At 48.1% G+C, this 22,368-nt stretch carries 20 protein-coding genes and 2 pseudogenes; 9 read left to right on the top strand and 13 right to left on the bottom strand.

What is annotated here, in order from left to right:
- The first annotated feature begins 3 nt into the window (after window positions 1–3).
- Window positions 4–1,410: a Fic family protein gene (locus tag IVG45_RS12040; RefSeq protein WP_196434072.1), complete on the top strand. Its 1,407-nt coding sequence runs from the start codon at window positions 4–6 to the stop codon at window positions 1,408–1,410.
- Between the two features lie 49 nt (window positions 1,411–1,459).
- On the opposite strand, the gene IVG45_RS12035 is transcribed toward IVG45_RS12040, so the two are convergent.
- Together IVG45_RS12035 and IVG45_RS22835 are read right to left on the bottom strand one after the other, a co-directional pair.
- Window positions 1,460–2,656: a tyrosine-type recombinase/integrase gene (locus IVG45_RS12035; protein WP_196434071.1), complete on the bottom strand. Its 1,197-nt coding sequence runs from the start codon at window positions 2,654–2,656 to the stop codon at window positions 1,460–1,462.
- Between the two features lie 438 nt (window positions 2,657–3,094).
- Entirely contained in the window at window positions 3,095–3,226 is a 132-nt protein-coding gene (locus IVG45_RS22835; RefSeq protein WP_269059619.1) for a hypothetical protein, read from the bottom strand.
- Between the two features lie 284 nt (window positions 3,227–3,510).
- Between IVG45_RS22835 and IVG45_RS12030 the strand changes: the two genes are divergently transcribed.
- The 7 genes and pseudogenes from IVG45_RS12030 to IVG45_RS11995 all read left to right on the top strand — a co-directional run bounded on the left by IVG45_RS12030 (window position 3,511) and on the right by IVG45_RS11995 (window position 10,777).
- Window positions 3,511–3,735: a DUF6447 family protein gene (locus IVG45_RS12030; RefSeq protein WP_230874559.1), complete on the top strand. Its 225-nt coding sequence runs from the start codon at window positions 3,511–3,513 to the stop codon at window positions 3,733–3,735.
- 241 nt (window positions 3,736–3,976) lie between these two features.
- A complete protein-coding gene (locus IVG45_RS12025; RefSeq protein WP_230874558.1) occupies window positions 3,977–5,650 on the top strand; it encodes an EAL domain-containing protein in 1,674 nt (557 codons plus the stop codon).
- Window positions 5,651–5,666: 16 nt separating this feature from the next.
- Complete coding sequence (locus IVG45_RS12020; protein ID WP_196434070.1) at window positions 5,667–7,535, top strand: putative bifunctional diguanylate cyclase/phosphodiesterase; 1,869 nt, start codon at window positions 5,667–5,669, stop codon at window positions 7,533–7,535.
- 288 nt (window positions 7,536–7,823) lie between these two features.
- Window positions 7,824–8,980 (top strand): annotated as a pseudogene (locus IVG45_RS12010) (IS3 family transposase).
- 233 nt (window positions 8,981–9,213) lie between these two features.
- Window positions 9,214–9,558: a UPF0175 family protein gene (locus tag IVG45_RS12005; protein ID WP_026601720.1), complete on the top strand. Its 345-nt coding sequence runs from the start codon at window positions 9,214–9,216 to the stop codon at window positions 9,556–9,558.
- 6 nt (window positions 9,559–9,564) lie between these two features.
- Window positions 9,565–10,053: a DUF3368 domain-containing protein gene (locus IVG45_RS12000; protein WP_196434069.1), complete on the top strand. Its 489-nt coding sequence runs from the start codon at window positions 9,565–9,567 to the stop codon at window positions 10,051–10,053.
- A 121-nt stretch (window positions 10,054–10,174) separates the two neighbouring features.
- Window positions 10,175–10,777 (top strand): hypothetical protein, encoded by a 603-nt coding sequence (locus IVG45_RS11995; RefSeq protein WP_196434068.1) that lies wholly within the window; start codon window positions 10,175–10,177, stop codon window positions 10,775–10,777.
- Window positions 10,778–10,780: 3 nt separating this feature from the next.
- On the opposite strand, the gene IVG45_RS11990 is transcribed toward IVG45_RS11995, so the two are convergent.
- The 4 genes and pseudogenes from IVG45_RS11990 to IVG45_RS11970 all read right to left on the bottom strand — a co-directional run bounded on the left by IVG45_RS11990 (window position 10,781) and on the right by IVG45_RS11970 (window position 13,739).
- Window positions 10,781–11,164, bottom strand: coding sequence for a hypothetical protein (locus IVG45_RS11990; RefSeq protein ID WP_196434067.1), 384 nt, complete (start codon window positions 11,162–11,164; stop codon window positions 10,781–10,783).
- A gap of 19 nt (window positions 11,165–11,183) precedes the next feature.
- Window positions 11,184–12,340 (bottom strand): annotated as a pseudogene (locus IVG45_RS11985) (IS3 family transposase).
- A gap of 592 nt (window positions 12,341–12,932) precedes the next feature.
- Window positions 12,933–13,322, bottom strand: coding sequence for a glycine zipper family protein (locus IVG45_RS11975; RefSeq protein ID WP_196434066.1), 390 nt, complete (start codon window positions 13,320–13,322; stop codon window positions 12,933–12,935).
- A gap of 231 nt (window positions 13,323–13,553) precedes the next feature.
- A complete protein-coding gene (locus IVG45_RS11970; protein WP_196434065.1) occupies window positions 13,554–13,739 on the bottom strand; it encodes a hypothetical protein in 186 nt (61 codons plus the stop codon).
- A gap of 743 nt (window positions 13,740–14,482) precedes the next feature.
- Between IVG45_RS11970 and IVG45_RS11965 the strand changes: the two genes are divergently transcribed.
- Window positions 14,483–14,857, top strand: coding sequence for an EF-hand domain-containing protein (locus IVG45_RS11965; RefSeq protein ID WP_196434064.1), 375 nt, complete (start codon window positions 14,483–14,485; stop codon window positions 14,855–14,857).
- A gap of 35 nt (window positions 14,858–14,892) precedes the next feature.
- On the opposite strand, the gene IVG45_RS11960 is transcribed toward IVG45_RS11965, so the two are convergent.
- From IVG45_RS11960 to treZ, 7 genes are all read right to left on the bottom strand, one after another.
- Window positions 14,893–15,168: a hypothetical protein gene (locus IVG45_RS11960; protein WP_196434063.1), complete on the bottom strand. Its 276-nt coding sequence runs from the start codon at window positions 15,166–15,168 to the stop codon at window positions 14,893–14,895.
- The gene (locus IVG45_RS11955; RefSeq protein WP_196434062.1) at window positions 15,161–15,982 is read right to left on the bottom strand and encodes an alpha/beta fold hydrolase; all 822 of its coding nucleotides are present in this window, start codon (window positions 15,980–15,982) and stop codon (window positions 15,161–15,163) included. The genes IVG45_RS11960 and IVG45_RS11955 overlap by 8 nt, the downstream gene beginning before the upstream one ends.
- Window positions 15,979–16,302, bottom strand: a complete 324-nt coding sequence (locus tag IVG45_RS11950) for a ferritin family protein (RefSeq protein ID WP_196434061.1) — start codon at window positions 16,300–16,302, stop codon at window positions 15,979–15,981. Before IVG45_RS11950 ends, IVG45_RS11955 begins: the two co-directional genes overlap by 4 nt.
- A gap of 80 nt (window positions 16,303–16,382) precedes the next feature.
- Window positions 16,383–17,663 (bottom strand): PQQ-dependent sugar dehydrogenase, encoded by a 1,281-nt coding sequence (locus IVG45_RS11945; protein WP_230874557.1) that lies wholly within the window; start codon window positions 17,661–17,663, stop codon window positions 16,383–16,385.
- A gap of 68 nt (window positions 17,664–17,731) precedes the next feature.
- Window positions 17,732–18,082, bottom strand: a complete 351-nt coding sequence (locus tag IVG45_RS11940) for a four-helix bundle copper-binding protein (protein ID WP_196434060.1) — start codon at window positions 18,080–18,082, stop codon at window positions 17,732–17,734.
- 262 nt (window positions 18,083–18,344) lie between these two features.
- Window positions 18,345–20,408 carry an amylo-alpha-1,6-glucosidase gene (locus IVG45_RS11935; protein ID WP_196434059.1) on the bottom strand — a complete coding sequence of 688 codons (2,064 nt, stop codon included), beginning with the start codon at window positions 20,406–20,408 and terminating at the stop codon, window positions 18,345–18,347.
- The gene (treZ, locus tag IVG45_RS11930) at window positions 20,398–22,338 is read right to left on the bottom strand and encodes a malto-oligosyltrehalose trehalohydrolase (RefSeq protein WP_196434058.1); all 1,941 of its coding nucleotides are present in this window, start codon (window positions 22,336–22,338) and stop codon (window positions 20,398–20,400) included. Before treZ ends, IVG45_RS11935 begins: the two co-directional genes overlap by 11 nt.
- Window positions 22,339–22,368: the final 30 nt, after the last annotated feature.

Here is a 22,368-nt window from a genome sequence, read left to right as displayed (position 1 = left end):
ATCATGCCAAAAATAGTCCCATCAGAAGAGCTGGATCGAGTCGAGAAGTTGATTGCCCAATATCCTGAAGGTATTGGTGCGAAAGACATTGCGCAACAGCTAGATTTTGAAATCAAGGGGCGTACTTTGCAACGCCGTTTGGCCACATTGGTAGCAGAGCGGCGCATTGTTTGCGAAGGCGATGGGCGAGCACTGAAGTATAAAATTGCAAAGCCTCGTCAGGGTGTCGTCTCGGTCGAGGTTATTGAAGATTCAAGGCAGCAATTCGTTGGCGAAGTCTATATTCCCATTTCGTCAGAAGGCGAAGAGATCAAATTCTTTATTCGTCAGCCTCGGACTCAACGATCTCCCGTCAGCTACCAGCCCGATTTCCTTGGGCAGTATTATCCAAACAACACCTATTACTTACCAGACGGTTTACGCGAACAATTACATGCCTTGGGCCGGTCGCCGGCTGAACAAACCCCGGCAGGCACCTTTGCTCGAGACATTCTGAATCGCTTGCTCATTGATCTTTCGTGGGCTTCTTCCCGCTTGGAAGGCAATACCTATAGCCGACTGGATACCGAACGCTTGATTGAATTCGGTCAGGCGGCTGAAGGTAAGGATGTCATGGAAACCCAGATGATCCTCAATCATAAGTCGGCCATTGAATATTTGGTACGGGATACCGAGCATGCCGGCGTTACGGCCGAAACCATTGTTGCCTTACATGCTTTTTTATCGGATGGTTTGTTGGCGGACCCGATGAGTTGTGGTCGCCTGCGTAATCGGGCGGTCGATATTGGGGGCAGTGTATATTTGCCTATTGCGATGCCGCAACGGATTGAAGAGTTGTTCGGGATTGTCATGACCATGGCGGCGGAAATCGCCGATCCGTTTGAACAATCGTTTTTCCTGATGGTGCATTTGCCCTACTTGCAGCCTTTCGAAGACGTCAACAAACGGGTTTCGCGGTTGGCGGCCAACATCCCGCTGATTCAACACAATCTCTGTCCACTGTCCTTTATTGATGTGCCTCAACAGGCTTACGTGGATGCGGTCCTCGGAGTCTATGAGCTGAATCGAATTGAATTGTTGAGAGATGTCTACATCTGGGCTTACGAACGTTCATGTCAGCAATATGTTGCCGTACAGCAGCAGCTCGTGCCCCCGGACATCGTTCGATTACGATATCGAAACGAACTGGCCGAAGTAATACGAGCTATTGTCCGAGATGGACTGGCGACAGATGAAGCATCGATCTTGGCTGGCATTCCGGATTCTGTGTCTTCAGAAGACAAGCAGAAATTCATTATTTTGATACAAAACGAACTCAAAACTTTGCATGCGGGAAATGCCATTCGTTTTGGGCTGCGTCCTCTCGAGTTTTCGGTATGGCAGGAAAAAGGAATAAAATTCAGTGATTGAACTGAATCAAAATATAACTAAGGTCTAATTATATTGATCCAATAAAAAATCAACTGAAGGTATTTTTATATGCATTCAACTCGATCAGGTGGTTTTCCCATTTTAATAAGGCGTTTCGTTTCTCCTGTAAGTAATCATATCTATCATAATGTTTTGAACTTACATCATTTAAAGCATGATTTTGTATTCTATCTCTGATGCTTTTCTCTATGCCAATTTCTCCCATACGAGTTTTTACTGTTCTCCTTAAATCTCTCGGTGTAAAAGTGTCGATGCTGCTTATTCGAGTAATAGCGTGCGCCAAAGATGTTTTATGTATCGGTTTTTCTTCATTATATCTACTTGGAAAAAGATAGTCAGAGTTTCCAGAATATGGCCATAGTTCATTAAGTAATTTTTTAGCTAACGGAGTGATAGGCAATATCAACCAGCGTTCGTTTTTCACGCGCTCGGGCGGGGCACTCCAAATCATGGAATCAAAATCAAACTCATGTTTCATTGCGCCACAGAGCTCCCAAGAACGGCAGCCATATAGGAGTAATAATTTTGTAGCTAGATGGAATTGCTCATGAAGGCATGTTTCGTTCCAAAGCATTTTGATTTCGGCAAATGATAACGCTCTTTCTCCAGCAACTTCGGCACTTGTGTCTTTTGGAATTGCATCGACAGGGTTGGTTTGTATTTGAAAGGTGAAATCATTTGATAGGTTTTTTGGATCATTATCGTGATAAACCCCTAATTCAAAGGCCCTTCTTAAGTAAGATCGAATTCGATTAGCCTGAACATTCGAACCTCGTGAAATAATTGTGTAAAGTATTTTCCTTATATGGGCAGGAGTTACGTCTTTGGCTTGTAAGTCTAAAATATCTTTACAGTTGTAATGGAGATCAGCCTCGACCTTTTCGAAGGTTCGTTTACCAGAATCAACCATGTGCTTGATGTAGTAGTCAAACAAATCGGCTACGCTGCCATGCCTTAGCTCGATGCGGGCTTGAGGGTCAATTCCTCGATCAATATCCCGCCTCAGTTCACGACATCTATCCCTAGCCTCAGATAAGGTAACTGATGGATATCTTCCTAGACTCGTAAACTTTTGTTTACCATCTGAGCCTGCATATTGAATAAAAAAGGTCACGCTTCCTGCTGGAGTGACTTTGACACCAAAGCCTTTATCGGGTCCTTTTTCATAGAGTCTATATGCCGATGGTTTTGCCTTAATTCCTTTGATTGATTTGTCAGTAAACATGATTTCGTGGTCACTTTATGGTCACTTGAATTCCGCAACATAAGGTTGCAGAATGAAACAACCATGAACGGATGATGTTATAAAGTTCAATATAATCGGGCATTTAGGAATATTCTGCAACATACAGAAATGCGTGGTAACATGCTCTTTAGCGACTGTTAATCACTAGGTCGGCGGTTCGAGCCCGTCCGGGGGAGCCAAATAAATCAAGGGCTTACAGCAATGTAGGCCCTTTTTTTTGCCTGAACGGGTGACTATGGGAGTCTCCGGGTCGGTATAGATCGAGATCGGCTTTCAGATAAAGTCTATATTTTCATGGGTTTACGAATGGGTGGCCCTCGAAATTTCCCCTCCTATCATAATTTCAAGAGTCCCCGAGTCGGTATTGGCGGGACACCGACGGGATACTCTTGCTGCCTTTATTTATCTGTAGATGGGTTACTTGCCTGTCAACAATCCGCCCGTAGTCTCGTTTGAATCGTGCTTCGCTTTCTTTATAGCCTTCTTTTCTTTCGGGCTATGAGCTGGTTTTTTCTTATCTTCTTTATTACTTTTCTGTGCTTTACTCATGGCGCTATCTCCAATTGACGGCTACTTCTGAAAAGTCATTTAACTTTTTCTTAGCCAATAATGAACACAAATTAGCATACAGATTTTTTGTGTCGAAGTCGGTGCGTTGGGGATCATATCTAATGATTTTAGAATTTTAAGCGGAGTAGCATAGATTCTAACGGTGGTTCGATCATGATTGAGCGGTAAAAAAACCGTAACAATCTAACGATAGAATGCCGATAGCCGAAATTTTGGCTGGTATCCGATGAAAATAGCCACGTTTTTTAACAAAGAATAAATCCATGACCGAAGAAATCCCAACAGTTTCGACTTTCACCATAGAAGATAAAATCCTCTCTATCGATAGCCTCAGCGACATCACCAAAGCACAAATTACCAACCTGCAAATTGTGGATGCTGAAATTCAGCGCCTGCAGCAACAACTAGGCATCGCCCAAGTGGCCACCAGTTTATCACCACCTTACAAGCTGAAGTTGCCAAGCTCGGCTAGGATGCAAGTTGAATAACTCGTATCTATATACCCAAACAGATGCATTTCGACTGCTAAAACTTTCCCGTTAGGCTATTCCGGGGAGGCCGGAATCTTTGCGGCATTTCTCAATTGTTAATGCATTTATGACCATGTTTTTGCCCGACAATACTTTCAACATTACCTTAAAAGTTCGCAGACATCATCACGATCTCAATGACTTGTCAGATACCGAGACATCAACTGTCAGACGGTTGATGCGTCATGTGGAACCAGTTATGAATAAAGAGCGTTGCGTCGATGTGTTGGATCATTTTATTCGCCACGAAGAATTACTTGCTGTAGCGGTGGTTGATCAGAATCAGTCGCCGGTTGGTATCCTGGATCGAAGGAAAATCAGTGAAATTTTTCTCAAGCCATTTGCCCGCGATCTGCTGCGTAACAAACGTGTCATCGAAATAATGGACTCCAATCCGATTACTGTTGATATTAATGCCAGTATTGATGATGTTGCACAGATTATTATCGATGCTGGTATGCAGCACATGGTGAATGGCTTCATCATAGTTGATAAAGGTATCTATGTTGGAATGGCGACCGGCCATGCTCTACTGGAAGAAATTACCCACCGCCGACAGCGTGATCTCTATACGCTGGCTCATTACGATCATTTAACAGGCTTGCCGAATCGTTTGTTATTTAACGATCGACTAGAACAGGCCTGCCATAATGCGCTGCGTAACCACACAATGTTGGGCTTGGTTTTTGTTGACCTCGACCGTTTCAAGTATATCAACGACACGTTGGGTCACAGCTTTGGGGATCGTCTATTAATAATCGTCGCGGAACGACTCTCCTCCTGTGTTCGCCAAAGCGATACCGTAGCCAGGCTTGGCGGCGACGAATTTGTGATTATTTTGCAGAATATTGAAAACGAAGCAGATGCCGAAATCGTGCTATCGAATGTGATCGATAAGCTTCGGCAACCAATGCCCATTTTCGAACGAGAAATACAAATAACAGCAAGTTTGGGTATGGCTTTTTTTCCTCAACATGACCAAGCCATTGATGGCCTAATCCGTAAGGCTGATGCAGCAATGTATGAAGCCAAAGAGCGTGGGCGAAACACTTATTTGCTTTATACAGCGGAAATGGACCATGACAAAGTCGAGCGCATGAGCATGGAAACACAATTACGCATGGCGCTTGATAGTGGTGAGTTATCACTGTCTTATCAGCCTCAGATACTCTTATCTGAACAACGGGTCGTGGGCGTAGAAGTGTTGTTACGCTGGCAACATCCTCATTTTGGAGCGGTTTCGCCGGCTACCTTCATCCCTATTGCTGAGGAAACCGGTTTGATTATTCCGATCGGCGAATGGGTGCTCAAAGAAGCCTGCCGCCAACACTTGAGCTGGATTGAACAAGGTTTGCCGGCTTTTCGGATGGCTGTCAATATCTCCGGCGTTCAGTTCAAGCAACGTGATTTTTGCGAGCAAGTTAAACGCATCATTGATGAAAGTGGCGTCGATCCACAATATCTTGAGCTGGAACTAACGGAAAGTGTCGTGATGACTCACGCTGAATTCGCAGTACAAGCCTTGATAGACCTGCGGGCACTGGGTGTCAAGTTGGCGTTAGACGATTTCGGCACCGGTTATTCAAGCCTGAGCTATTTGCGCAAATTCCCATTAAATCGCATCAAGATCGATCAGTCCTTCATACGCCATATCAAAAGTACGCCCGCTAACGAAGCAATTGTGCGGGCAATTATTGCACTGGGAGACAGTTTGGGATTAGAAATCATCGCTGAAGGTGTTGAAACAGGGGATGAATTGGAATGCATCACGAGTCACCATTGCCATGAAGTACAGGGTTATCATTTTGCTAAGCCCCTTACGCCTGACGATTTAAGCGGTTGGCATCGGCAATTTATCCAAACCTCTCGATAAGGGATTGGTAAGTCACATGAAAGCTTGGAACTCGTTCGAAGAAAAAGTCATTATTGTTGCTGATCACTCTGAGAGATCAAGTCAGCAAATAATCGACACGCTAAAGACCAGCGGATTTTCAGACATTCATCATGTTTGTAACGGTGAACAACTCTATGGCGTTTTAAAGATTCATTACGACCAACCTGAGAAAATTGGCGCGATTATAATCAACGCAGAGCTTCCGCAGTGCCAATTAGAGGATATGTGGCAGAGCCTTTCAGGGGCCACCGATTCCTCCGTGATACCTTTTGTGATTCACGGCAACACTGCGGCTGGCAGCGAGTTAGTTTGCAGTAACAGTCAAAAGCTTTCCAAACAGAATACTTACTTGGCGCATAAAATAGCTTCCCCTATCAATGTTCAAGAATTGATGCTGGTCCTAAACTTTTTAATTAGACTCAAGCAGGAGCGTTTAATTCGATATAAACAAGAGGAGCAACTCATCACCGAGTTGGCGTCAAAAACCGTTAATGATGCCAAACTTAAATTTCTGGTCAATCATGACGAACTCACTGGATTGTACAACCGCAGCAGTTTTGAACGTCAGCTCAAGATAACACTGAACCTTAGTAACAAATTGCAAAAGGAAGGTGCATTGCTATTTATCGATATTGATCGCTTCAGTCTGATTAATGAACTTGAAGGCTTTGAAGTAGGCGACCAGCTATTGGTTGAACTCACTGTTTTAGTACGAAAACTGGCTCCGACGACTAATTTATTTTCTCGTCTTGGCTCCGATGAATTCTGTCTTTTCTTGGATAACATCAAACCAAAACAAGCACAAATACTTGCTGAAAGCATTAAAACTGCTGTCGATAACTTCAGGTTTTTTAAAGGGGATGTTTGCTACAACATTACAATCTCAATTGGCATTGCAACCCTAGACAGCAATAGTGCTACGCCACACCCTGGGGAAATGATATTACATGCACGCCAAGCGTGTAATCTCGCTAAACGTTGCGGCCGAGATAAAGTACGCTTCTACGACAGTGAAGAACTCGTTATCAAGGAACGTCGCCACGATATCACTTGGGTGCCCCTCATCCGCAAAGCTTTGCGAGAAAATAATCTGTTTTTAGTGTTCCAACCTGTAGTCCAGCTCAATAACGGCAATATCTCGCATTATGAAGTGCTGTTGAGAATGCGAGACGAGGACGAAAAGATGATCCCGCCTAGTATTTTCATCCCTGTTGCCGAACGCATGGGTTTGATTCATGTAATTGATCTGTGGGTGGTTGAAAATGCAATAAATTTTTTGGCAACTTTACCTTCGCATAAAGCACATATATCACTGGCGATCAATTTATCCTGCGCCGCTTTTCAAAATACCGATTTATTACAGTTAATCCAAGACAAGTTAGAGTTAACCTGGGTAGATGCCAGTCGATTAACTTTTGAAATCACTGAAACCTCAGCTGTCGATAACTTTGAAAAAACCCGAGAGATGATTCAGAAAATACGAAGCTTAGGCTGCAAGTTTGCCCTGGATGATTTTGGCGCTGGCTTTTGTTCCTTTAACTATCTAAGAACTTTTCCGGTTGACTACGTGAAAATCGACGGGCAATTCATTCGGAATCTGGTCAACGATGAAACCGATCAGATTTTAGTGAGATCGATGGTAGATATTGTTGCCAAACTCGGCAAAAAAACTATCGCTGAGTTTGTCGAGTCACCCGGAATTGCACGCAAACTGATAGAAATAGGCGTCGACTTTGGGCAAGGGTACGCATTTGGCAAGCCAGAACGTGAGTTATTGCTAGGGGCTAACTTATCGCTTGCTTCCCTGCTTTATCCACAGAAAAACAATTGTATGGCAGTCAATGCCTTATCTGAGTGTTTGTGAAATTTAGGCATGCAAAATGGCGTATAAAGCTTGCCTCTGTTCAACCGACCGGATCAGCGGGTGGTTCGGGTTGTCGACGTAGTTTCGCTGGAACGCAATCTCTATGCACTGTTCTACTTTTGTATTCCTCCCCAATCTTGCTTTACGACACGGTGACGACAAAATCGAAAATTTGGTAGATTGTAGTCAAAGGCTTACATCAAATTTGCGTGGATAAAGGAAAAGGTGATGTGGCTACACTAAACCGGACACACTTTTTAAAATAACCTGAAAAAGCGTGAATCCAAAATGAGCCAAGAAAAACCCAATACCTATACAGCCGAATTCAGAGCCTCAGCCGTCAAGTTGGCGAATGAATCCGATAAACCGATCAGCCAGGTAGCCCAGGATCTTGGCATTAACGTCAATACCTTGCATACCTGGATAGGAAAATACAGTCGCCCCAAAGACAGCAATAAAGCGGTCCGTACCGATGAACATCTGTACGATGAACTCAAGCGCCTTAAGAAGGAAGTGGCCCGATTGACCGAGGAGCGCGATTTACTAAAAAAGGCAGCGGCGTACTTCGCCAAGGAACAAAGATGAAGTACGCCTGGATCAAGCAGCATGCAGAGGACTTTGCGGTAGATACCCTGTGCCGGTTCATGAGGGTATCCCGAAGCGCCTACTACGACTGGCTGAAGCAAGGCCCCTCTGCGGGCGAACAAGACGATGCCGCCCTATCCGAGATGATCCAAAGCACCTTTGGCAAAAGCCGGGCAACCTACGGTACGCGCCGTCTCAAAGCCGCCTTATCCGCTCAGAACCGAACCGTCAGCCGCCGCCGTATCGGTCGTTTGATGCGGGAAGCGGGGTTGGCCTGTAAAACCAAGCGCAAATTCAAAGCCACGACGAATTCGAAGCATCATCAACCGGTTGCGTCCAATCACCTGGATCGGCAATTTGCCGTGGAAAAGCCCAATCAAGTCTATGCCGGCGACATCACCTATATCCATACGCAGGAGGGCTGGCTGTATCTGGCCGTGGTGATTGATCTCTATTCCCGGCAAGTCGTGGGCTGGTCTATGGCCGAACATATGCGGACCAAACTGGTGAACGATGCGCTACTGATGGCGGTTTGGAAGCGCAAGCCCGAGAAAGGCTTGCTATGGCATACCGATCGCGGCAGCCAATATGCATCGGACAGCCATCGAGCCTTATTAACGCAACACGGCATCCGGCAAAGCATGAGTCGTAAGGGAAACTGCTGGGATAATGCCGTCTCGGAAAGTTTCTTTCATACCCTGAAAACCGAGTTGATACATCACCAGACCTATCGAACCCGATCCGAGGCCAGGCAGGCCGTATTCGAATATATCGAAGTGTTTTATAACCGCGAGCGACTTCATTCCGCCAATGGCTACCTGTCGCCCGTTGACTACGAAGTGCAGCTTAAAGCTGCTTAGCTGTGTGTCCGGAAAAGTGTTGACACATCAGTTGCAAATACCAGCAGGTCTGTCAGATGTGCGTGTTAAACCAAATCTCTAAAACCATAATCAACACCTAGTAGTTGATCCTCGGAGTAAAGTTGTTGTGGCCGCATGGGTGTCGATTCATTGTCCAGGGAGACAATTTTATGCAGCAATTTTCATTTAGAGGATTATAATCCACCTACCCAATCTTCCTATGTAATCAGACTATGAAAACGGTCAATGTCAGCGGTCTAAAGAACAACCCCAGCGAAGCGTTGCGCATGGCTCACGAGGATATGGTCCTGGTTATGAATCGAAACGAACCGGACGCGGTGATGGTCGGCCTCAAAGCCGCCAAAATCATTGGAATGCCGGGCGTGCGTAAAGCCTTGGCAACGGCACTTTTCAAGGACGGTAACCTGTCCCTTGCCCGCTCCGCTAAACTGGCCGATATGCCGTTGGCAAACTTTATTGCGCACGTCTCGCGCCTGGGTATTTCCGTCATCGATCAAACGACTGATGAAGTCAAGGATGATTTGGACACTCTGGACCAGTGGCTCAACCAAGCCTGATCGCGGATGACCAAAAAAGTAATTGTCGATGCCAGTCCATTGATCGGACTGGCGTTGGTGGAGGGTTTAATCTGGCTGCCCCAGTTATTTGGCCAGGTTTTCGTGCCCGAATCGGTTAAACAAGAAGTGTTACCAGGCAAATCGGCACCGGGTGAACAAGCCCTAGCTCACGCATTCGATTCGGGTTGGCTAACGGTATGGCATGAATCCATCACACCTTGTTTAGACATTGATCTGGACGCTGGTGAAACGGATTGCATCAACATCGCGCTATCGTCACCCCAAAACTATTTGCTGATCATGGACGAACGTGCCGGCCGGGCTGTGGCCAAAGAATATCAACTCCAGGTCGTCGGTACTGCCGCCGTCATCGGACAGGCCAAAAAACAAGGTTTGATTTCGTCTGCTCGAGCCGCTTTTGAAGTCCTGCACCGTTCGGATTTTCGAATTTCGGCTACGGTAATCAACAAAATTCTGGCGAGTGTCGGCGAATAATCGAATCGATATTCAGGCTAATTTTCTTTGCCTTATGAAAATGGCTTTGATTTAAAACCGACTTGGAGTGTTAGTTCATTCGCGGTAGGATTATCAAAACGTTTTAAGCATGGAGAACACTATGCCGACACAGTCATCACTCTCAGATCGGTTCAAACGACCCAGCCAGTCGATTCAAACCCGGTCAAATCACTCGATGTTTAATGGCCATCATGCAACGGTGGATTGTCCTGAATGCCACCGGATCATGGTGCCGCGCGTCATTACCTATTACGGACAACCAACAAAATCGATTTGCCCATTTTGTGGTGCGACGTTTGCGCGGTTTCCGGGGGGATTTCAGAAGCTGCTATCGCGCTTTCAAAGCCCTAGATTGACAACGGCAATTCTGAATAAACTGTTCATAATTGCCCTTGGATTCTCTTTACTTTGGCTGATCAGTGACCAGATCAGCATGTCAGGACAACTAAGTCTCATCGCATTTTTTGGTGTAGCTCTATTCGGTGCAGCCTTGTTGGCCGAAATTCTTTTTCAGGGTATCGAATTCTTAGCTGTAAAATTTTCCCATGATAGTAAGTACTATTGGCTCCTGATCGTCATGTTATCCATAACAACCATGTATCTCCGTGACGATATGATTGGATACATCGGGATATTTTTTTTAATTTTAGTTCTTCGTGGCTTAATCGTTGGAGCACTACAATTGCTGAGCCCATCGCGTTAATACCTAATAATTTATCCGCCCCATTGACCGATTGTAGTTACCAACTTGGTTAACCAAGTCCATCCTATTTTGCCCCGCAGCCTGAATCAGCAATTTCGCGATATCGCCACCAACTTTGTCACCGTCTTCAATAATCAATCTCTGTTTGAGCTTGTCAAGTATTCCACTATTTGCACCACGAACATCAAAACCAGCAAACGCCTCAAACATTGCCGCTTTGTAGTAGGCTTGTTGGCTCGGAGTGAGTTTGTCTGATACGGCATTTACACGCTGATTCGCCCAAATTTCAGTAACTTGTTCAAATCCAGGATAAGACTGTGACGCTGCGAATTTAAGTGATTTCCACTTATCCTCGCCTTTTGAAAATGCCTCCAGATGATGTGTCAACACTTTTCCGGACACACAGCTAAGCAGCTTTAAGCTGCACTTCGTAGTCAACGGGCGACAGGTAGCCATTGGCGGAATGAAGTCGCTCGCGGTTATAAAACACTTCGATATATTCGAATACGGCCTGCCTGGCCTCGGATCGGGTTCGATAGGTCTGGTGATGTATCAACTCGGTTTTCAGGGTATGAAAGAAACTTTCCGAGACGGCATTATCCCAGCAGTTTCCCTTACGACTCATGCTTTGCCGGATGCCGTGTTGCGTTAATAAGGCTCGATGGCTGTCCGATGCATATTGGCTGCCGCGATCGGTATGCCATAGCAAGCCTTTCTCGGGCTTGCGCTTCCAAACCGCCATCAGTAGCGCATCGTTCACCAGTTTGGTCCGCATATGTTCGGCCATAGACCAGCCCACGACTTGCCGGGAATAGAGATCAATCACCACGGCCAGATACAGCCAGCCCTCCTGCGTATGGATATAGGTGATGTCGCCGGCATAGACTTGATTGGGCTTTTCCACGGCAAATTGCCGATCCAGGTGATTGGACGCAACCGGTTGATGATGCTTCGAATTCGTCGTGGCTTTGAATTTGCGCTTGGTTTTACAGGCCAACCCCGCTTCCCGCATCAAACGACCGATACGGCGGCGGCTGACGGTTCGGTTCTGAGCGGATAAGGCGGCTTTGAGACGGCGCGTACCGTAGGTTGCCCGGCTTTTGCCAAAGGTGCTTTGGATCATCTCGGATAGGGCGGCATCGTCTTGTTCGCCCGCAGAGGGGCCTTGCTTCAGCCAGTCGTAGTAGGCGCTTCGGGATACCCTCATGAACCGGCACAGGGTATCTACCGCAAAGTCCTCTGCATGCTGCTTGATCCAGGCGTACTTCATCTTTGTTCCTTGGCGAAGTACGCCGCTGCCTTTTTTAGTAAATCGCGCTCCTCGGTCAATCGGGCCACTTCCTTCTTAAGGCGCTTGAGTTCATCGTACAGATGTTCATCGGTACGGACCGCTTTATTGCTGTCTTTGGGGCGACTGTATTTTCCTATCCAGGTATGCAAGGTATTGACGTTAATGCCAAGATCCTGGGCTACCTGGCTGATCGGTTTATCGGATTCATTCGCCAACTTGACGGCTGAGGCTCTGAATTCGGCTGTATAGGTATTGGGTTTTTCTTGGCTCATTTTGGATTCACGCTTTTTCAGGTTATTTTAAAAAGTGTGTCCGGTTTAGTGTAGCCACATCATGTTCTGGGTTTGCAGTTATCCATACAGTTCCTTTGTCGCGGTGCCGAGCCCACTCTCCAGTTCGCAACTCCGGTTCTGGAATGATGATGCTGAAAGGAAAAGTGTAGTGAGCGTTGGGGTCGATTGACCAAGTATCTAAGAATCGAGTTGGAATTCCGGGAGAACGCCAATGTTTAGGGTCTGGTCCTCGAACGTGGCATCTTCCACTTTCGTGAATACTGGCCTTAAAGGTTTCTCCGAGTGTTCGAGTTACCACGTAAACATCACTCGCAGTTGTTTTCCACATGATTACCCACTCCGACGATCTAGAACCGTAAGGGTCGCCAATGGCGAAACGTTGAGACAGTGTAGTCATGTGTCGAAAAAAATCATATCTTTAAAAAACTAGAGTATCGCGCAATACGACAGTCTGCTGTCAAGGCGCAAGAACGCCTCGCCAGCATTTGTTCAACACAATTCCCCAAGCCTGGCTATATAACCGTAATATGAGTCGACACGTGTTTGTCACCGGGGTGAATTACCTATACCTTTAGTTGACCAGTGTATGGCCGCGTTGACGCATGCATGTTTTAAATGCTCGCTTAAAGTCCTCGTTTGCTTCATAACCTTTCCACAATCCAGCGGGAATGGCCAAAATAGCGCCACCTGCGGCACCTGTTGCAGCACTACCCGCTATAGCGCCAACAGCAGCACCACCAGCTGCACCAGTTACGGCACCAACACCTGCGCCCATCGCGACTTCTTTCGTGATATCCGATGCTTGATCGGCCAGCGCTTTACACTCCACCATGTCGCGCTGAACGGTTTCTGGATGTTGGTCCATGCGAGGATCGACAATCGGTCGCCAGCCACTCATGGATGCACAACCAGTAGCTAATGCGGAAACCATCAACATTGTTGATACATTATTTTTTCTCATGCTTAACTCCAAAAAGGGATGTAATTTAATTGTTTAATAAGTTTTAAAATTTTTAATGCCATCGTGGATATTGAAGTGATCTTGTTGATAGACCGCTTACGGTCAGATGAGCGTATCTTTTTTCAGCTTGATTATTGATCTTCAGTAGTTACTATTCCAGAATTGCGTAAGCATGGAAAGATTCTGAGTTGTGAAATTGATGGTTCAGAAGTAACTCCTGTGAGGCCAGAGTTACATCGGATAAAGTTGGGTGGTGTTACTCTGCGTTGGTTTGTACCATTCCTTAAAATCGAGCGGCAGTTCAAGCAGCGGAGCTGTTATGCAATATTTAACGATACCATCAATTGTGACATAAGTACTGCGGCGGATGCTTGTTTCGCTGATATATTGATTCATTAAAGTATTCGAGTCGTTCATAATTACTCCACGGGTTATTCAATTGCAGCAAATTCTATATAAGCTTCCTTAAAATGTTCTTAAGCTTTGATTAGGGGCAGGTTAAAGTCAGTCTTACCGAGCACACATCTAGCAAATGGCTGACTTTATCGTTCGTGATATAGCAGTTTTGCAATATCACCTTGTAGATCGGAGCAGTTTTTCCAGGCGGTTCGACGGAGTTGAAAGTGGGGCAATCGGGAATGCGATTTCGTTCTGGGTTCGAGGGCAATTTCCTCCGGCTCGGGTCAAGGGTGCTCCCCGATGTCCCGACTTCGAGTGCTGCGTAGTCTGCGCACGCTCCCGTTCTCGCCAATCGTACCCTTCTTTATAATCGGCAGCAGTTGCTTCCGCTCAATTCAATCGGTTTTACGCTCATCCCATCGCTTTCGCAGCATTTAACATCCCGCTATTCTAATGCATGGTGATTTGTTGCTAAGCACTTAACTGAATTATTCAGATTTCCTAAAAGCGCAGCAATTTGAAAAAAATAATTATGTACGCCACCGAACCGACGCGAATGGTTGATGTAGATTACAGTTGTGTTGGCATAAACTAATTATCTAGGCTTAAAAATATGATGCAAAGCCAATACCAAAAAGTATATTTCAAAATTATAGATAGAGTTATTTTTTATAAAGTCTAATTAAAATGCAAGACAAGTAAAAAATGCTTTTTTAAAGCATTTCAAAAAATCCGATTATTACTTATCAAGGTAAATTACTATGAATATAAAAAAACACACTACAAAACCATCTAACAATACCAGTTTGGCGCCCAATATGATCCGTATAGCCGCACTGATAGGCATTGGACTTTCTATTGTGATTAATCCTGCATACGCCGAGACATCAAATTCAAGTAATCAAAATTCGCAAACTAGTCCTGCCAAAAAACCAGCGGATGGCAAGGGAAAATTACCCACATTTGCCGAAGCCGATGTCAATGGCGATCATTTCGTGACGAAAAGTGAATTACAAAACTTCCCTTACTTGCTGCAGACCTTCGACAAAGTCGATGCGGGAAATGATGGCAAGCTAGAGCAGCATGAATACCAAAACCTGAAAATGGAAACCAAACGAGAAGGTGAAGTTAAGTAAGTTGATATAAGCCTGTGCAAGGACGCATTGGCAATTCAGCCGTTCAGTGAGTTTTCTGGATTTAAATCTATCTTGATTAGTCCTAGTGTTTTTACACGAGAAATAGTCAAATCGGGTGTAAAGTTGATCTGAATCAGGCGGCCATCTGCAGTGTTTCTTTTATTTTCCCCGGTTCCATTATGACAGTAATGCCGTCCTGAAAACCGACATCCAAACGTTGCAGGCCTTTCACTTAACGGGCTGTTGAATTTTTTCGGCGCCAGCTCTATAGGCCTTGGCAGCAGCCCCGCACATCTCATGTATTCAGGCATTGAGAAATGCCAACAAGTCTTTATTCAGTTGATCTTTATGTGTGTCGGCCAAACCATGCGGGCCTCCAGGATAAATCTTCAAGGTCGCATTTTGGATGAATTTGGGTGTAGCAAGTGCCGTGGTGGCGATGGGTACAATCTGGTCGTCGTCGCCGTGGATAATCAAGGTCGGTATCTCGAATTTCTTCAGGTCATCCGTGAAATCGGTCTCGGAAAAGGCCCTAATGCAGTCAAGCTGGTTTTTGAGTCCACCCTGCATAGCCTGAAACCAGAACGCATCGCGGACACCCTGACTGATAGTGGCGTCGGGTCTGTTGGCACCGTAAAAAGGTGTGGTGAGATCCTTGAAAAATTGCGACCGGTCGGCAGCTACCCCCGCGCGGATGGTGTCAAAGGTCTCGATGGGCAGACCACCGGGATTCGCTTCTGTCTTCAGCATCAGCGGTGAAACCGAGCCCATCAACACCGCTTTGGCAATTCGCCGGCAGCCATGACGGCCAATATAGCGAGCTACCTCGCCACCACCGGTCGAATGTCCCACCAAAGTCACATTGTTCAGGTCTAATATTTCGATCAGTTCAGACAGATCATCGGCATAGGTTTCCATATCGTTTCCCAGCCACGTCTGACTGGAGCGGCCGTGACCGCGTCTATCATGAGCAATGCAACGAAAGCCATGGGATACCAGATAGACCATTTGGCTTTCCCAGGCATCGGCGGTCAGCGGCCAGCCATGGCTGAATACAACGGGTTGTCCGGAGCCCCAATCCTTGTAGTAAATCTCTGTGCCGTCTTGGGTGTTGATGGTGCTCATATTGTGCCTCCGGTTTGGGTTTGTTCCGCTACATTTGAATGTGCAATGGGTTTGTCAGAAAACAAGTAGAGGTTGAGTTTGTTGGAAAAGCTGGAATCCTGCCGCCGAATCCACTCCAGCAGCATCGCGGCGTGTTCCTTTTCTTCGTCCCGATTGTGTTCGAAAATGGCCTTGAGCGGCGCATCCGTACAAACATTGGCACGTTGGTTGTAATTATCGATGGCGTCCAATTCCTCCATCAGCGATACAAGGGCGCGGTGCATATCGCGTGTTTCTTTGGATAGGATTTCTATAGGTTCCTGATAACCGGCGCTGGACATTGATGTCTCCTGTTTGCGGTGAATTTGAATGCCAAAATGGCTTGAATAGGGGGCGTAAACCTGTCAGCGTAAAGGTTGTTTTACTGTTTAGGGACCAAAGCTGTGACCCGCCAAATGGTGTTGCCACCGTCATCAGCCACCAACAATGCTGCCCGTTTATCGAGCGCGACACCCACCGGCCTACCGTAGGCTTCATCGTCTGCGCTAATAAAACCGCTCAGGATATCGATGGGTTCTCCGCTGGGTTTGCCTGCCTGGAAAGGCACGAAGATGACCCGGTAACCACTGCGAGGCTCACGATTCCACGAACCGTGCTGGCCGATGAAAACCCCGTTATTGAACGGCGTGGGCCAATTGGCGTTGTGGGAATAAACCAGGCCGAGTGAGGCCGTATGCGGCCCAAGTGCGTAGTCCGGCACCTTGGCTGTTGCCACCAGATCGGGACGTTGAGGCTGTACGCGTTGATCCGGATGCTGGCCGTAGTAGCTGTAAGGCCAGCCAAAGAAACTACCTTCGGGAACCGAAGTCAGATAATCCGGTACCAGATCACTACCGATTTCATCGCGCTCATTGACCACCGTCCAAAGTGCGCCGCCCTCCGGCTCCCAGGCAAGCCCATTGGGATTGCGCAGGCCGGACGCGTACACCCGGTAACTGCTGTTCCGCGGATCGACTTCCCAGATGGCGGCACGTTCTAACTCCTGATCGATACCATTTTCGCCGACATTACTGTTCGATCCCACCGTCACATAGAGCCGTGTGCCATCGCGACTGGCCAACAGGTTTTTAGTCCAGTGGTGATTGATGGGACCTGCCGGTAAATCCAGTACCTTGATGCCAGGTTCAGCGATATGAGTTTCGCCGTCGTTATAGTGAAACTTTATCAGTGCATCCGTGTTGGCCACGTAGAAATTGTCGCCTACCAACGCCATGCCGAACGGCGAGTTGAGCTCCTCAATGAACACCGTTCGCGTTTCAGCCACGCCGTCGCCATCGCTATCGCGCAGCAAGGTAATGCGATTGGCGCTTGGCATGCCGGCTCCAGCCTTGTTCATTGCCCATTTCATTAACCAGCCTTTGATGCCAGCCCCATCGTCGGGCCGCTGCGGAGCATTGGTCTCGGCCACCAGAACATCACCATTCGGTAGAACGTAGAGCCAACGCGGATGGTCGAGATTGCCGGCAAAGGCGTTGACCCTCATGCCAGATGCCGGTATGGGTTTAGTATTGGCCGGCCAGCCCACAACCTGAGCGATGTTGATCGTTGGAATCCAGGTTGGATTGGGTGGCGGCAGTTGAGGATTAAGACCAATGCCGGCCGAAATCGGCAACTGTGCCGATTCGCCGCATGCCGACAGCATGAGCGCCATCGCCGTGATTGACAGTGCATGCCTGGCAATAGGTAACATGATGGTGGAAGTTAAAGCGCTTAATGCTGAGTACTGAGCATTTGCCGGCAACTGTCGGCGCATTTCTGACAGGCGACGACACAGTCGTTCATATCGCCGATCTCATCGCATTCGGCCGCGCAGGCCTCGCAGATCTCCGCACAAAGTTCGTGAAGACGGGGCAGAAAATGCGAGCCGGTCAGCTGAAAATTAGCCGAAGCCTGACAGATTTCGGCACAGTTCATCATCAGTCGCAAATGTTTGGCTTTGACATGTTTACCCCCCGTTTCCAGACAGTGGTTCATGGCGGTTTGTAGGCAAATCTGATGGCAACTGCTGCACGCCTCTATACAGGCTTGCGTGGCATGTTCGGATTGGGAATGTTGATGCATGGGATACTCCTAAGTGAAGAAAGCCAGCGTGATTCTGTATGGGTATAGTTTTTCAACCCAAAATCCGATACTGGCGTTAACGGACGTTCGTGAAAATTTGACATGATCGCTTGGCTTCAGTTGTCACCTGCCAAGCGATCGATAGTGATAAGTTACTGAGATTTCTACGTTGTGTCGGTGCGGTGTCAAACATTACTCGTAAACGTCTAGCTCCGCCCACCAATGATGTAGAGACTGGGGCTAGTTTCCCGTCTAACCAATTTTAGTTAACCATCTTTGGGTTTTCAGCGACCTTGACCCAGGCCCGAAGGAGCTCAGCCACGCTCCATGCCTGAGCGATACAGCCTCGCGGGGTGAATAAGCTTTCGGCATCGAAAACTTCGCTGACGGAGCCGATACAGGCCTCATGCAAATGTCTTTCCAATAGTTGATCCAGATAGTCGCGCGCGTCTTTTCGTTGCTCGGGATAAACGCGTAACCAGGCATCAATGTAGGGGCCCAGCAGCCAGGGCCAGACCGTGCCTTGATGATAAGAGGCATCGCGGGCGCGAAGGTCGCCACGGTAATGGGATTTATAGTCGGGATGATCCGGGGACAAGGTTCTAAGGCCCACCGGCGTCAACAGTTGATCTTTGATAGTCTGAAATACCGATTGCCAATGCGTTTGATCCAATACCGGATGGGATAGCGATAAAGTGAACAATTGATTGGGCCGACACGCCGGGTCGTCTTGACCGTTTTCACCGTCGACCACATCGTACAGGTGACCCGTTTCTTGATTCCAAAAGCGTTGATTGAAGCTAAGGCGGGTGACATCGGCGCGCTTTGCAAACTCGATCGAACTTGAGCTTGAGTTTTCCTCCCGCAGCCATTTTTCCATCAGGCGCAACGCGTTGTACCACAAGGCGTTGATTTCAACCGCTTTGCCGCGACGCGGCGTAACCACCCAATCGCCTAATTTGGCATCCATCCAGGTCAACGCGTAACGTGGATCGCCCTGGAACAGCAGACCGTCAGCAGGATCGCAATGGATACCGAAGAGGGTGCCGTGAATGTGATGTTCGATGATATTCAATAGCTTGGGCAGCAACTCCTTGAGCAAATCCCGGTCTCCGGTATGCTCGAGATAACGATCCAGCGCATGGAAAAACCACAGCGTCGCATCGGCGGTGTAATACACCCCCTCGCTTTCACCTTCCGGAAACAGGTTGGGAATCAGGCCGTCCCGCAGATGATGGGCAAAAGTACGCAGAATGTGTCCCGCCTCGGTATGTCGCCCTGTCGTTAGCGTCAGGCCTTCGAGGCTGATCATCGTGTCCCGTCCCCAATCGGTAAACCAATGATAACCGGCAATGATGGTCCGCACATCACCGCCGGTTGCACAGATACGAGACGTTTCGGTCCCTCTTTCAACCGGCGCGATAATAAATTGATCGGCCGCCAGCACCAGCTGCGCAGCCAAGCCTTTAGCCAATTCCGGACGCGCCGCTTCCAGCAACCGTCGACGCCGGTCCAGTTCGGTCTGAAAGGTCTCCACAGGCGACAGCGCCAGGGTGCTTTCCCGGCTTTCCGCAGACGCTATCAAGGTGACGTCTTTACCGGCGGCAAGGTCAACGCGAAAATAACCGGGGCTCCACAGATTACCCTGGGCTTCGTAGCCTCTTTGTCCTTCTATACGGTAAAGAATGTCGCTAAAGCGTTTGGTTTCAATCGTGAATGCCGGGTTCTCGCCATCGACATAAAGCCGCAGGGGAGGAATTGAAAACCCATGAATTTCAAGACGTCCGGCGGAAGCTTTAAGATCGTAGGAATCCATCGGGAAGCCTTCGGCCAAAGAAGCCTCATGACGACGAAAATGCACGGCTAAACGAATCTTGAGCCGTATCGGACCTGTTCCTGAAACCAGGCGATACCGCACCAGAACCGTATTGCTCATGTAAGGCATCATGATCCATTTTTCAATCACATGGCCTGCCAGTTCGTAGCGCCATACCGGCAAGCCGGATTCCAGGCGAAATTCGCGCAGACTGGACATGCCTTGTAGATCGATCGATCCGTCCGCCAATTCGATGCCGCCTATTTTTTGGCTGCTGCCATCGGGAAACTGAACCAGCTCGCTGAGTTGATTGAGCATCACGAAGCGGCCTCGAGGGTCGGAGAGCGCGGCGGTTAAAAGGCTGTGGAAACGGCGGGTGGGCACACCCGATAGGGTTCCGGAGGCATAACCGCCAAGACCGTTGGTGACTAACCATTCGCGTGTCAGCAACTCTTCCTGTTCGGCAGGGTCCCCAGTCCAATGGGTTCGAATATCGATATCATTGTTCATGATCAACACCATCCTTTGCTTGGTTAATAGGCTGTAGCACAACGGCGGATTCGCCTTGAAGATACCACAGACCTTTCAGGGGCCAGCGCGGCATGCCCGTGCCACCGTAACGAGGATCGTCGCTGAACCACATCGCATCCCAGACACAATCCTTCGGCGGCGCCAACAGCGGTTCCGGTGCCGGAACCAGACGAAGATCACGGCTCAGGTTAACCAATAATAGCCGGTCATCACCCGAGTTCTCCCCGAAAAAACGTATTACCCATGCATCCTGGCTTAATACAGCACCATCGATACGGTGGCTTTGCTGGCTGGCCTGAAATACCGGATCGTTCCGGCGCAGGCTTAACAAATCGCGGTGCAGGGCATATTCTTCCTGATGCTGATTGCGTTCATTCAAGTCCAATTTTGAAGCGGTAAAGGTTTGCGGGTCACCCGGATCGGGTAGTCTGGCCTGCATCTCGGGTGTTGCCAAGGCACGAAACTGGGCCAGAAAATCAGAGCGCCCGCGCTCCACCAAATGGGCAATTTCATCTTTATGGTCGGCAAAATAAAAGAACGGACTGCTGGCGGCAAACTCCTGGCCTTGAAACAACATGGGTGTTTGTGGCGCCAATAGGAATAGGGTTGTCAAAGCCCGGTAGCGGTTAGGGCTGGTCATTGAGTGGACACGTTTGCCACTGCCGGAATTAGCCAATTGATCGTGATTTTGGATGAAGTTGACGAATTTGGTCGGCGGCATATCCAGACCTGGGGTTCCGCGTGTTTTGTTTTGCCATGAGTACCATTGACCTTGATAAAGAAAACCTCGCTTGAACGTGGATATAAACTCCTGAGCGACACCTCGGTAATCGCTGTAGTAAGCATCGGCGCGCCCTGTCATCGCTACCATCGCGGTATGGTGGAAATCGTCGTTCCATAAAGCGTCCAGGCCGAAGCCTCCGCGTTCGGAAGGCAAAAACAATTTTGCATCCTGCGGCTCATTCTCGCCGACGATAAAGGTCTTGCGCGGAGTCCCGGCGCTACGCACTGCCTGCACGATGGCTGCAATAATATTTTCCGCGGAGCTGTCGAAAATTTGCTGGGTTGCATCAAGCCGTAGGCCGTCAAGGTGGAACTCTTTGATCCAATACGCACTATTGGCGAGTACGTACTCACGCACGGCGCCTGAGTTCGGCCCGTCAAAATTTAGCGGATCACCCCAATCGCACCGGTAGCGCGTCGTAAAGTAATCGCTGGAGAATTTGGATAGATAATTGCCATCCGGGCCCAAATGATTGAACACCACATCCAGAACAACGCCGAGACCCACGGCATGGGCCTGGTCAACGAAATAACGAAATTCGTCCGGAGTTCCATAAAGCCGTGTCGGCGCGAACCAATTGACACCATCATATCCCCAGCCGTACCGCCCCGGAAAATCGGCCACCGGCATGATTTCCAACACCGTCACGCCCAATGCCGCCAGCTCGGGCAATTCTTTGGCCGCGGCGAGCCAATTGCCTTCATGCGTAAACGTGCCGATATGCATTTCATAAATGACCTGCCCATGGGCTTCAATTCCCGGCCAGGCGGCGTCCGTCCATTCGAAGCTTAAAGCATCGACCACTTGCGACGGTCCTTGCGGACCCTGAGGTTGAAAACGCGAGGCGGGATCAGGGTAGGGTTGCGGGTCATCATCCAGCAAATAGCGGTACAAGCTTCCTGCGCAGGCATCCGGCGACATGATCGAAAAATAACCGTTGCCCTCACTTTGCAGTTCAATCTCGGTCTGAGGATCAGCATCTTTACCCTGAGCATTCATGACCAGTTTCACTGTCTTTTTTTCAGGTGCCCAAACACGAAAATGCACACCCTTTCCGGGCACTCGCTCCGCCCCTATCGGAAATCGGCGGCCATGGACTAATTCGGTAGCACTCTGTTCGCTCATGATTGTTGCTCCAAGTAAGCCACTAATAAT

Source organism: Methylomonas sp. LL1, assembly GCF_015711015.1.
Lineage (GTDB): Bacteria > Pseudomonadota > Gammaproteobacteria > Methylococcales > Methylomonadaceae > Methylomonas.
Note: the sequence above shows the minus strand (reverse complement) of the source record. Positions and strands in the feature narration are given on the sequence as shown.